General features: G+C 56.3%; 8 protein-coding genes. 3 read left to right on the top strand and 5 right to left on the bottom strand.

Annotation, left to right across the window (positions count from 1 at the left end):
- The first annotated feature begins 20 nt into the window (after window positions 1-20).
- Window positions 21-1,154, top strand: coding sequence for a M20 family metallopeptidase (locus TH19_RS07575; protein ID WP_220151704.1), 1,134 nt, complete (start codon window positions 21-23; stop codon window positions 1,152-1,154).
- A complete protein-coding gene (locus TH19_RS07580; protein WP_114101729.1) occupies window positions 1,151-2,422 on the top strand; it encodes an amidase in 1,272 nt (423 codons plus the stop codon). The genes TH19_RS07575 and TH19_RS07580 overlap by 4 nt, the downstream gene beginning before the upstream one ends.
- Window positions 2,423-2,436: 14 nt before the next feature.
- Here TH19_RS07580 and hrpB read toward each other — a convergent pair whose 3' ends face one another.
- The 3 genes from hrpB to TH19_RS07595 all read right to left on the bottom strand — a co-directional run bounded on the left by hrpB (window position 2,437) and on the right by TH19_RS07595 (window position 7,463).
- A complete protein-coding gene (gene hrpB / locus TH19_RS07585) occupies window positions 2,437-4,944 on the bottom strand; it encodes an ATP-dependent helicase HrpB (protein WP_114101730.1) in 2,508 nt (835 codons plus the stop codon).
- 73 nt (window positions 4,945-5,017) lie between these two features.
- Entirely contained in the window at window positions 5,018-6,376 is a 1,359-nt protein-coding gene (locus tag TH19_RS07590; RefSeq protein ID WP_258547864.1) for a prenyltransferase/squalene oxidase repeat-containing protein, read from the bottom strand.
- Complete coding sequence (locus TH19_RS07595) at window positions 6,354-7,463, bottom strand: O-antigen ligase domain-containing protein (protein WP_258547865.1); 1,110 nt, start codon at window positions 7,461-7,463, stop codon at window positions 6,354-6,356. The genes TH19_RS07590 and TH19_RS07595 overlap by 23 nt, the downstream gene beginning before the upstream one ends.
- 74 nt (window positions 7,464-7,537) lie before the next feature.
- Between TH19_RS07595 and TH19_RS07600 the strand changes: the two genes are divergently transcribed.
- Window positions 7,538-8,866: an O-antigen ligase family protein gene (locus tag TH19_RS07600; protein WP_114101732.1), complete on the top strand. Its 1,329-nt coding sequence runs from the start codon at window positions 7,538-7,540 to the stop codon at window positions 8,864-8,866.
- Between the two features lie 291 nt (window positions 8,867-9,157).
- On the opposite strand, the gene TH19_RS07605 is transcribed toward TH19_RS07600, so the two are convergent.
- The gene (locus TH19_RS07605) at window positions 9,158-11,287 is read right to left on the bottom strand and encodes a GumC family protein (protein WP_181846352.1); all 2,130 of its coding nucleotides are present in this window, start codon (window positions 11,285-11,287) and stop codon (window positions 9,158-9,160) included.
- Window positions 11,284-12,741 (bottom strand): WecB/TagA/CpsF family glycosyltransferase, encoded by a 1,458-nt coding sequence (locus tag TH19_RS07610; protein ID WP_114101734.1) that lies wholly within the window; start codon window positions 12,739-12,741, stop codon window positions 11,284-11,286. Before TH19_RS07610 ends, TH19_RS07605 begins: the two co-directional genes overlap by 4 nt.
- Window positions 12,742-12,802 lie beyond the last annotated feature (61 nt).

Here is a 12,802-nt window from a genome sequence, read left to right on the forward strand (position 1 = left end):
AAGAACACAGGGGATATAACGTGCCCAACACCAAAATTGATGCGGTCGAACTGACCCGTCAACTGATCCGGTTTGAAACCGTCAATCCGGTCAATCCCGAAAAGGATTGCGTCGAATATGTCGGCAAACTTCTGGCGGAAAACGGTTTTGACATTTCCTATCATGACTTCGCACCGGGCAGAACCAACCTGATTGCTCGGATCGGCGGGTCAGAAACCTGTCCCCCGATCTGCTTTACAGGTCATCTTGATACCGTCCCGCTGGGGCATACCGAATGGTCGATGGCACCGTTTGGTGCCGATATCGCGGACGGCAAGCTTTATGGTCGCGGATCAAGCGACATGAAATCGGGCGTCGCCGCATTTGTCGCCGCCGTGATCGAAATTGCATCTGATCTGGCAAAGGGTCCCGGTGTGGTTCTTTTGATTACCGCGGGCGAGGAAACCGGGTGCGAAGGTGCGGCCTTTATCGCGGGCCTTGGCGATGTAATTGGCAAGGCCGGTGCAATTGTCGTTGCCGAACCGACATCGAATTATCCCTATGTCGGGCACAAGGGTGCTCTTTGGATGAAAGCCACGACCGATGGCGTTACCGCGCATGGTTCGATGCCCGAGCTTGGCGTTAATGCCATCTACAAGGCATCACGCGCGATCACCAAACTTGAAGACTATGACTTCAATGTTGCCCGCCATCCGGTCATGGGACCTGCAACCTTGAATGTCGGGACGGTTGATGGTGGCATTAACGTCAATTCCGTACCCAACCGGGCCGAAATTGGCATCGATGTGCGCACCATCCCCGGTCAGGATAACGCCGTCATTCTGGAACAGCTCGCCTCCTATCTGGGGGACGAGGTGACCTTGACCCCGACGGTCAATCTTGAACCTGTTTGGACATCGCCGGAACATCCGTGGATGCAGTCGGTGTTCGAGGTGGTTGCACCGCTTCATGACGATCCGATTGTCAACAAGACCGCGGCCTATTTCACCGATGCGTCGATTTTCACCCGTGCCTATGACTTTGCCCCAACAGTCATTCTTGGCCCGGGCGAAGCCGCCATGGCCCATCAAACCGACGAGTTTTGCTATGTCTCGAGGATCGAAGAGGCGGTTGGCATTTACCGGACACTGGCCGAAAACTGGAACAATCAATGATGTCACAGCCAAACAGATTGTCGCTTCTGCATGCGGCCAGTGCGATTTCCGACGGTCAATTGACGCCAGAAACGCTTTTGGCATCCTGCCTTGACCGCATTGCCGAACGTGATGGCGATGTTGGCGCATGGATGCATATCAATACCGACAGCGCCAAGGCACGAGCAGGCAATCCTGTGACCGGCCCGCTTTCGGGCCTTCCCATCGGGATCAAAGACCTGATTGATACCGTCGATATGCCCACCGGCTATGGATCATCGATCTATGAAGGCCATCAACCGGCACAGGATGCAACCTGCGTTGCGACCATTCGCAATGCGGGCGGGATTGTTCTTGGCAAAACCGTTTCGACGGAATTCGCTTATTTCCAGCCGGGCAAAACGGCCAACCCCAATGACCTTGGCCGTACACCAGGCGGGTCATCCAGTGGCTCGGCCGCCGCAGTTGCCGATTATCATGTTCCGGCCGCCTTGGGCACCCAGACCGCCGGTTCGATCATTCGTCCCGCATCCTATTGCGGGGTTGTTGGCTATAAACCCAGTTACGGCTTCTTGCCGCTAACCGGCATCCGTCCCCTCGCGCCATCGATGGATCACCTCGGGGTTATGACCCGCACGGTGAAGGATGCCGGTTTCCTTGCCTCTATCCTTGGACGTCGCCCCGAACTCGACATTCACAAGGATAGTGATAATTTCGTCCCCACCATCGGTTTTTGCCAGACACCGCAATGGGATGCGGCCGAGGCATCGACACAGTCGCTTATCGAAGATGCCGCAATCCGGCTTGGTAAAGCCGGTGCGAAAGTTTCCAGCTTCGCACTACCCGACATCTTTGAAACGCTTGCCAATGCGCATGGCATTGCGATGGATTATGAAGTCAGCTTCACCGGCCTTTATGACGTCTCGAACCACCCCGATCAGGTCAGCGCAAAGTTCCGCGAACGGTTTGATGCCGGGATGAAGGTTTTGACATCTGATTATGACAAGGCACTGGATCAGGCCAAGCAAAGCCGCACAGCACTTTCCGATGCCATGGTGGATTGCGATATCCTGATCTGTCCGAGTGCCCCGGGCGAGGCCCCGGTTGGCCTTAACGCCACGGGTGATCCGGTGTTTAACCGTATCTGGACATTCTCTGGCGTGCCCTGCATCAACATTCCCGGCTTGTCTGGCCCCAACAATATGCCGGTCGGCTTGCAGGTGATTGGCCGCTTTGGCGATGATGCCCGTATGCTTAAGGCTGCGGACTGGATTTCCCGCCATCTCTGATTTCGGGCAGGAACCTACATCCGGCTTTTAACCCGTCGTGTGGGTTCCGCCTGAAGCGGGTCATCGGGCCAGTAATGTTTGGGATAACGTCCCTTCATCTCGGCTTTGACCTGCGCATAAGACCCGTTCCAGAAGCCCACCAGATCACTTGTGACCTGGATCGGGCGCTGGGCCGGGGACAGAAGATGCAATGTCACGGCAACCTTGCCACCGGCAACCTTTGGCGTTTCGGTCGCGCCAAACATTTCCTGCATCCGCACCGGCAAGGCCGGCTTTTCACCGCTATAATCAATGCGGATATTTGATCCGGTCGGCACTTCCCAATGGGTCGGTGCAAGGCGATCAAGTTCCTGACGCTGGTTCCAGTCGATCCCGGCCAATAATGCCTCGGACAGATTGATCTGTTTAAGTTGCCCGCGTTTGGTAATCCCGGTCAAATAGGGTGCGATCCAGTCTTCAAGCGATCCCAGCAATCCGTCATCAGACATATCGGGCCAATGATCCCCATCGACCCGATGCAGGAAGGATAACCGTTCGCGCAAACCTTCCGATGTCTTGTCCCACGGCAGGCAATGCAGGCCGATCTTGCGAATGCCCTCGATCATCGCCGATGCAATGGCATCGGGATCGGCTTCGTCATGGGTGGCTTTTTCATCCAGCACCAATGCACCGATCCGGCGTTGCCAGCGGGCCTGAACCGCATCTGATTGCGTATCCCAGAAGACCTCTGTGCCTTCGGAAATCTGATCGGTGAAATGGGTTTCAAGGGTTACGCGCGCCACCGGGGCGGCAAGGTAAATCCGGGCTTCACGTGCCTGCCCGTCCAGTTCGGCAACGGCGATATAGGCCTCGTTCGCAAGACTGTCTTCATTGGGCAAAACGCCGCCGCGCCCACCCGACAGACGATAACGCGCATCAGCCCCCTTGCGCCGTTCGCCAATCCGGTCAGGATAGGCAAAGGCCAAAAGCAACCCGACCTCATCTGTTCGATCAACCTTTGTGTCCTTGCCTTTTGGAAGGTTGGCCTGACGCATGACGTCGCCAAGTCTGCGCGCAAGCTGCTTGGCGGCCTCGCTGATCATTTTGGGTGCATGGCCGCGCAGGATGGCGTCAATCCGCAATCGTAAATCCGCCCCGCGCCCGCGCATAAAATCCCGATCCGAAAGAAGGGCGGCCAAGGCACAGCCAACCTGATCAAGCCCCAATACTGCCCCGCGCAACATCATATGCGCCAATCTGGGATGAACCGGGATCCCCGCCATCGCCGTTCCCATGGCGGTAATGCGGTTATCATGATCAATCGCCTCAAGCCCGCGCAGAATACCGCGCGCCTGATCAATTTTGGCGGCTTCGGGCACATCCAGCCACGGCAGGCTTTTGGGATCGGTGACACCCCAGCGCGCCAGCTCCAACGTCAGGGGTGCCAGATCGGCCTCGGCAATTTCCGGCGCGGTAAAGGGCGCACGGGCACGTTGTTCATTTTCCGCCCACAGGCGATAACAGATACCCGGTTCCAGACGTCCGGCACGGCCACGGCGTTGTTCGGCACTTGCCTGTGATGATTTCACGGTGATCAGGCGGGTCATGCCCGATGCCGGATCAAAGCGCGGCAGGCGTTGCAATCCGCTATCGACCACAACACGAATGCCATCAATGGTCAGCGACGTTTCGGCAATCGCGGTTGCCAGAACCACCTTGCGCTTGCCATCACCTGCGGGCTGGATCGCAATATCCTGCGCCTTGGCATCCATCGCACCATAAAGCGGGGCGATGATGATATCGCTGCCAATCCCTTCTTTAAGGGCTGCCTCAACCCTGGTGATTTCCCCCTGACCGGGCAGGAAGGCAAGGATCGATCCGCTTTCCTCGCGAAGGGCGGTTTTGATCGCGGCAGTCATTTCTCCGTCAATGCGGATATTGCCCCATTTATCGGGCTTGGGCGGGAAATACCGGGTTTCGACCGGGAAGGCACGACCTTCGGACGTGATCACCGGGCAGTCGCCCATAAGGGATGCAATCGGCCCACCATCAAGGGTTGCCGACATCACAAGAATGCGCAGATCATCACGCAACGCCCCCTGGGTTTCCAGTGCCAGCGCCAATCCAAGATCGGCATCAAGGGATCGTTCATGAAATTCGTCAAACAGGATCGCGCCAATGCCTGAAAGCTCCGGGTCATCCTGGATCATCCGAACCAGAATGCCTTCGGTCACGACCTCGATTTTGGTCTTGGCCGATACCTTGCTATCGAACCGGACGCGATAGCCAACCCGCTCGCCAATCCCTTCTCCCAAAATCTGCGCCATACGGCGCGCAGCCGCACGGGCGGCAAGCCTTCGGGGTTCCAGCATGATGATCTTCTGATCGCCCAGCCATCCACCATCGAGCAACGCCAAGGGCACCTTGGTCGTCTTACCCGCGCCCGGCGGGGCTTGCAAAACCGCATTGGTCCCGGTTTCCAGCGCCGCGCACAGATCGGGCAGAACGGTATCAATGGGAAGGGCTGGATAGGCGTTTGACATTCCGGTCTTTCAAATAAGCAATCTTTGTGCGCCGGTTATTTCGTACTTCCGGCATTTCGGCAAGTCCGGCAATCTAGCGCGTTTGCACCAAGGGGCGGGCCGCCAAAATGATCCCGCGTTCCCCACCAATCCGTTGCAACGTCTTCATCCCGCGGGTCAGGCCATAAAGCGCCTCCATATCGCCTGATACCTTCATCCGCGTGGCTTCGGCCCGCGTGAGTGCATAAAGGACGCGAAAGACATCTTCGGGCATGGCACGCAAAGCGGCCTCCTTTTCCGGTCGCGCCGGATCGGGATGGGCAAATGAAAGCGGTGCGGTTGGATCAAACTCGTGCATCGGTCGTTCTTGCTGTGTGGGCTTCGTTGCTTCTATCACGATTGAAAGCCCCCAGACCATCCAGGCTTGTGTCCAGCGCATATAAACATGTCGATCCCGTCCCAACTGCCCGATCCCGGCAAAAAAGACAGCGCATTTCGGATCAAAAAGGGTCTGGACCGCCCAACCCGCTACATGGATCGCCCCGTCTAGATCACCGAACCGGCACAGGCTTGCCATTGCCTGCGCCACCGCATGGGCATCAAGATATCCGTCCTTACCTGCCATGTTTCGGGGAATGCCCGCATCATCAAAACAGGCCTTCCGGTAAAACACCCATCCCCGGGTAATCGCGTCGTCAAGCCCGTCTGTCCCGGATGCCCGAAACCGATCCAACAGATCAAGGATATAGCCGGTGTGAAACCCGTCGACATAGCCGTGATGCCCGCGTGTACCGTAAACCCAACTGCCGTCACGTCCTTGCGCGTCAACGATCCGGCGCACTGCATGTTCGGACTTGCCATTCCCCTGCTTTATACGGCTGAGGGCAAAAGCCGCCCACAGGCTGGCATTATGAATTTCGGTATCGTCATGGGCGAAATAGGTAAAATAGCCATCCCGCCACAGATCATGTTCGATGAAGTCCCCAGCCCTTATCACCGCGGGGTGATCCGGCATCATCCCACCCGCCATCAAGCCATCGACGACAAAGCTTGTGACAATTGCATTGCTTTGATGTCGTTTGGCGTGAAAGGCGCGCGCCTGCCATTCAAACGGATATCCCCAACCACCGTCAGAGTTTTGCATCTCAAGCAACCGGGCGGAAAAATCGCCCAGTCTGACGCCCCCTGCGGCACCGCTTAACAAGGCCAGCGTTTTGGGATTAACCATTGGCGGAATAACTGCAAAATGGCGCAAGGCATTCGGCCCGCGCTTGATTGCTTGCAACCACACAAGACGACATAACCGAAACCGGCCCAAGCCTGATGCCTTAAACAACCGGCTTTCAAGCCCGTCAAACGGGTCGGCCCCGGCAAAACCGTCTGCCGCCATCCGGGCCAACACCCGGTCCCGAATTTCGATTAACTCGGCCCTATCCACGCGGCCTACCTTCACGGGCTGCAATCCCCGCCGCCATCGCACAGGCCATCAGGTAATGCCCGTAATTAAGGCTGTTATCCGTGACCATCGTTACAAAGACCGAGGCAAGGATACAGACAGACAACCACGTTCCGCGTACCATCCAAACCAGTACGCCCCACCCTGCCAGCCACAAAACGGCCCCGACAAACCCAAGTTCGAAAAGGATGCGGAAATGATCGTTGTGAAGGGCGCCAAACGACGCAAAGGATGCCGATTGGGACAGGATGCCTTCAACCGAACCAGCCCCGAAACCAAGCCAGCGCTGTGTCTCCGATCCGCCTTGCCAGATATCGAAAAACATCTGCCAGAATGCCAAACGCCCGCTGTCATGGATCATTAAAAGCCGGGGCAGATACTGCCAACTTGCCCAAGCAATCATTCCGCCAACGATGACCATCACAAGCCATGCAGAGATCCGCGAGAGCCGCAACATCCCGAAACCATTGATCAGCATCGCCAATACCGCAATCCGGGTTTGACTGATCAAAACGGGGATGACCGCAATCATCGTCATCCACCGCCCCCAAGGCCGGTTACAAACAGAACAAAGCGCAAAGAACCCCAGAAACAGAAAGGCATGATTAAGCCGCGCCCCTTCATGGGTCAGATAGAACGAACTCGACAGGATCAGATAAAGTCCCATCGCGGGCATCAATATGCGCAGGCAATCGCGCCCGATCACAAAGCCGCAGGCCAAGCCAACAGGCACCATCACCAGATTGCCAATCAGGCGGATTTTCTCGGACCCAATCCCATCCCCAAGCAGGATGAGTGTGATCAGCGCACCAAGTACCAATCCCCCGACCAGAATAGCCGGAGAAAATCGCACTCCGCTTAGAAATCCGAGCAAAACCAGAAGCCAGAACAGTAACAAAATCAGCTTTGCCATCATCCCGCCCGCCCCGATCAACCAGAACGAAGCGATCATCACCGCGTTGCCAGCAAGGATCAGCCAAACCGGCAATCGACGCGATGGCAAGAATGCCGTTTCATCTGCACCTTCCGCATCCGCATGATCAACCCGCCTTGCTCCTGCTCCTGTCATCATCGCAACCGCCATGAATGGATCGCGACATCATGTGGAATTTCCGCTAGGCTGAAGGTCTTGTTTTTAAAACAGATTGGCGGGGTGCGATGCTTCGGCTGGCGCAAATTTGCCTGATCACGGAAATCATCCTTGCGCCTCTGATGCTGGGTGGGGCAAGGCCGTGGGCGATGGCAATCCTGTCGATCCTGACCGGGGCGGGATTGCTGGCCATTGCCGCACAATCGCGCCCGCTGAACATCAACAGATATGTCATCCTTCTCTGGGTATTTGTCTTGGTTCTGATTGGTTGGGCCATTCTGCAATCCTTGCCGGTCTGGCCGATGCAATCCTATCCGTTCGATGCCCCGCACATTGCGCTTTATCCAGATGCATGGATGGAGTTGGCGGTAAACCTGATCTGGCTGGCCGCCACCATCACGCTTGCGTCCCTGATCGCGCAAAGCAGGCCGGACACATGGGTCGGGCTTGTTGTTAAATCGATTATCGCCGCCTGCTGCCTTCAACTGATCCTTGCCGCGATCAACGATGTTCTTGGCTGGCAAACCACATTCTGGTTTGCCAAGACCGCCCATGTCGGTGACTGGACCGGCAGCTTTGCCAATCGCAATGGCTTTGGTGCTTTGATGGCGACCGGGCTTGTCGCCTGTCTTTATCTTTTTGCGCGAAATCCCGCCCAAAATATCGGACGGCGCATGGATCAGGCGGGTGGATATCTGGCGCTTGCCATCCTTTTCGGACTGGCCATCGTTCAAAGCCATTCGCGCAGCGCCATCGCGATAACGCTGATCGCGGCAATCCTTTTCATCACCTTGTCTGGCGCACCAGATTGGCGGTCGATTGCCAAAAGACTGGCGATCACGATTACCGGGGCCGCGGGCGTTATCGCCTTGTTGATCCTGACCCAACCTGATCTGGCAAATCGCTTTGCCGAGCTTGTCCGGCTTGATCTGATCCAGCGTGATGACGCTTTGGCTACCGCCCTTTTGGCGATACAAGACCGTCCTTTGACCGGCTTTGGTCCAGACAGTGTTGCACTGATCATGGGTCATTTTGCCACCCCGGGGCTGAATGCCAACACCCACTGGTTCAGCAGCCATAATCTGTGGCTCGACGCGGCACTTTCGTTCGGTCTTCCGGCCCTTGTTGCAATCTTTGCCAGTGCAATGATCGCGGCTGTATTCCTGATCCGAAGCACCACCTGCCGCCCTGACAGGGCTTTGGTCATTGCCTTGATTGCAATGGTGATCGTCAGTTCGGCTGTCGGGTGGGTCATTTCGCTGCCCGCCCTTGTTCTGCCGGTTGCAATTCTTCTGATTGCTGTCCTTGAAGCCGGACTTGAACAACACGCCGTATCGCCTGCACACGCCGATCATACGGCGCAATCGCCTGTGCCCGATCAAGCAATTCTGCACTGATTTGCATCCCACCTGCCCCGGAAGACATCTGTGCCACCGCTTCGAGCGACATCAGAACCGGATCAAATGGCGCATCTTCGAGACGCGTAGCAATCACATCGTCAAGTTGATCCCGACGACCTGACAGGATGGCATTTCGAATGTCCTGCGACTGCACCTCTGCCCGGATGCCGTCGGCATTTTCAAAGGCAGATGAAACATCGTCAATCCGGTTGATCGCATCCAGTTCCGGGATCAGCCGCCAAACGCCAATTCCCATCACCAAAAGCCCTATGCAAAGCAGAACAGGCTTCATGTTATTTGCCCGCCCCGGGCAGTGACATCATGTCCCTTGCCATAGGCCGGACGAGGTTGAACACCGTTAAGAACAATCCCCTCGGGCATCACCCCGGCTGTCCGAAGCTGATCCAAAGCATCGCGAATATCGCGCTTTTTGCTGTTCCCCTGTCGGATCGCAAACAACCTGACATCGGCCAAACGCAGGGCAACAACACCGTCGGCAATCGACAGGACCGGGGGCGTATCCAGAATGATATGATCGAACCGTTCACGAAGTCTGCCAATTAACGGCCCCAATCCGGTTTCGATCAAACCGGTTGCGATATTGCCCGGCACCGCCATCCGCACACCAAGATGAAGATATGAACCATCGGACTGTTCATCTCGGGCAATATCTGGAATATCGGCCTGCCCTGATAGCACCCCCGTCAAATCGGCAAACTGCGCGACCGTTCCATCACATTGTGCCGGGTCCAGTAAATCCGCATCAATCAACAGAACCTTGCTGCCCAGCCCTGCTAGCTTTTCCGCAAGCGCATGGGCAATATAACTTTTACCCTCGCCCGACTGGGCGGAGCCAATCGCAATCACCTGCCCGGTTTCGGGGTTGGTCCGGTCCCCGGACTGCTGATCTATGATGCGCATCAAGATGGCAAGATGCCCGATTGCTTCATCCCTGATCCGCGCCATCTTCTCCGATGATCGGTCTGACCGGATTGCCGGAATACGGGCATAAAGCGGAATACCCAACATGGTTTCCGGGTCGAAATCATCCCCGATGGTCTGGTCAAAATAGTGCCGAAGCACTGCCGCAATGATCGCGCAAAAAAGCGCAGCCATCACCGCAAGCATCATCAAATCCCGTTTGCCGGGAAATTCCGCCGATGTCGGCAAAGCCGCTGATCGCAGAATTTCCGTATCCCCGCGAAACGATGCCAAGTCACGACGCAGCAATTGCACCTGTTGTCCCAGATCACGGGTATTATCACGTGCCATCGCCACTTCACGCAAAAGCGTCGCCTGCCCCTGCATACTCGCATTGCGTTCGCTGATCCTCGCCTGCCATTGATCACGCTGTCGCGTAATCAGACGCAGCTTTTCTTCTGCATTGGCAAGCGCATCGCCGATCTGTGCCGCAACGGTTTGCGCGGCTTCGTATAATTGTTGCCGCTGCGCATCCAGTTCGCTTTGTCGGCCCAACATCAAAGGATGTTTGGGACCATAACGCTGATCCAGTGCGATAAATTCCTGCTTCTGGGCATCATATCGTTCGGAAAGCTGTGACACCAATGGATGGGTGGCAACATCGGGGATAGACAGCAAATCCTCGAGCCGGGATGCCGTGTCGCGCCGTTTGGCCGCCAGTTTGAACCCCGCCACGTCCTGCCCGATTTTTTCCACCTGTTCATCAAGCGCATAGATGCGATCCAGCATCAGCTTGCCTTCATCGGCGTCAAGCATCCCTGCCTGTTGCTGCCATTCGGCCAGGTTTCTTTCATGCTCTTCAAGTTCCGTCTGGGATGCTTCAAGCTGTATGCTTGCTTCCTCAAGCTTGGTGCGAAGTGATCGCTTTTGCCGGTCCTCGCGCTGCCAGACATAACTTTCGACAATTGTCTGTAACACCAGCTGGCTCATGACCGGGTCACTTGCGGCAAAGCTGACTTCGATAACCGCCGAATTCCCGACACGTTCCGCCACCAACCCGCCACGAAGCCGTTCCATCAGCTGGGCCTCACCCGGCTTTGGGGCAGGCGTATTCTGTGCAGAAAAGATCGCCCGGATGACATCCCCGACACCCCTGTGATCCGCGGTCAGGATTTCCTCACCCCGCAAAACCGCAAGCACTGCCGCCAGGGTCTCCTCACTGCGAAGCTCGGCAATTGCTGTTTCAATCTGCTGGGCGGTCAATTGCCCCTGCTGAGCGATGAGACTTTCTTTGCTGTCGCTACGCAGTGGCGCGCTAACCGGTGCCAATCCAATCTCGGCAATCGCACGATAGTCCGATTTCCAGTTTGCAAGAAGGCCGAGAAAAGCTGCCATCACAACGGCAAAAGCCAACAGGGCCACACCGCGACGCTGCCAGATAATGGCAATCAGGTCGCGCAGGGACGGATCAAATGTATCGGGTAAATCTCCCTTCATCTGGGGCTGACATCCCCCTGATGTTCCGTTTCGGTCGCGAGCTCGTCTTTCAGATGATCCCATATTGATGGATCGGGTCCACTGCGATCCAAAAGACCGTATTGCGTTCCAAAGGAAAGAGGTACCTGCGTTCGTATGTCGGGCTGACGCGCCACAGGTTGCAAGACATTGCCGGTTACCGGCACCAGATCAGCCACCGTTACCGGGCTTTCGCTGGGCCTGTCATCCTGAAAGAACCGGGATGAAAAGTCCGGCAAGTCCGACCTGATCAAGTTACTCAATCGGGCGGGATTCGGATGAATACCCAAGAGTTGCTTGAACACCCCGCCCAACACAGTTTCCAGCAAAAAGTTGTTTCCCCCGCTGGCAACGAGGATCACTTCCATAACGTTAAGCAACGCCGAAAGGGTTGCATCGACCGCCTGCCAATCAATCATGGTGGCCTGCGCGTCGTTTGGCTGGTTCTCCGGGTTGCCAAACAAAACAAGACCAAGCAGCTGATCGATCATTTCCTGCACATCCTGCGGATCGGAAATGCCGTCAAGGCGACTTTCGATCCAGTTGCGGACCATCTCTGCATCGTCCAGCTGGACCATTTCTGGCGATGTGGTTGGCACCTGCGCATCCGCAACGACCATCAGGAACGGGACAAGTGCCACTCCCACCAATACCAACCTGCACCAGCGATTAAGTTTTTGAAACTGATACCCGATGATTGCAGGCAAGGTGATCTGACAAAAAGCCGCCAGCCCCCGCCCGTAACGTGGCAACATCGCGCGCGGTTGCATCAAAATTCGCCACAGGAATTCCAGACCGGCATTTTGCCAAGTAACCGGTGCCCGCGGAATGCGTCCCGCCAGAACATCAAACGCCCCGCCAACCCCCATGGCAAAGCCACATCCGGTGTAATCCCCGTATTGATCAATAAAGATTTCCTTGCGCGGCGATGGCAAGGCAACGAACAATGCATCCGCCCCGCTTTGCCGCACAATCCGGGCAAGTTTTGCATCATCAGGTTCATATCCGTGATGCGTTCCGGCGATCAAAAGGCCGGGATACAGGGTGCGCAATTTCCGTTCAAGGTCATCAAGAACATCTGCCCGAGCACCTAACAGGAATATGCCAACCCGCTGCTTTTCGAACCGGGGCAACAGATCAATCATTACGTCGATACCCGAAACCCGTTCAGGCACATGCACACCCAGAAGTCTGGCAACCCAGACAATTCCCATTCCATCAGCATTCAGGCTGTGCACATTTAAAAGGGCATCGCGCAAGCGTGCGTCTGACCGGGCACGGGTCAACTTAAGCGCATTCAGCGATTGTTGGCGGAAACAGGAACCAGTGCCAGACCGGGCGCGCACAACCAGCCAGTCACAGATATCGGCGCACAGTTTTTCGCGTTGCCTAAGATCAAGAAGCAACCCGAATATCGAAACCATCCCCTGTCGCATTCATCGTCCCCCGGCCCCGTATCAACAGCCCCGAACCAACAACCAGCAAATCCAACCAGAT

This window comes from Thalassospira profundimaris, assembly GCF_003326675.1.
GTDB classification, from domain to species: domain Bacteria; phylum Pseudomonadota; class Alphaproteobacteria; order Rhodospirillales; family Thalassospiraceae; genus Thalassospira; species Thalassospira aquimaris.

Coding starts and splice junctions, on each gene's coding strand:
- TH19_RS07580 (WP_114101729.1), top strand. CDS start 1,151: ATGATGTCACAGCCAAACAGATTGTCGCTTCTGCATGCGGCCAGTGCG.
- hrpB (WP_114101730.1), bottom strand. CDS start 4,944: ATGTCAAACGCCTATCCAGCCCTTCCCATTGATACCGTTCTGCCCGAT.
- TH19_RS07595 (WP_258547865.1), bottom strand. CDS start 7,463: ATGGCGGTTGCGATGATGACAGGAGCAGGAGCAAGGCGGGTTGATCAT.
- TH19_RS07600 (WP_114101732.1), top strand. CDS start 7,538: ATGCTTCGGCTGGCGCAAATTTGCCTGATCACGGAAATCATCCTTGCG.
- TH19_RS07605 (WP_181846352.1), bottom strand. CDS start 11,287: ATGAAGGGAGATTTACCCGATACATTTGATCCGTCCCTGCGCGACCTG.
- TH19_RS07610 (WP_114101734.1), bottom strand. CDS start 12,741: ATGCGACAGGGGATGGTTTCGATATTCGGGTTGCTTCTTGATCTTAGG.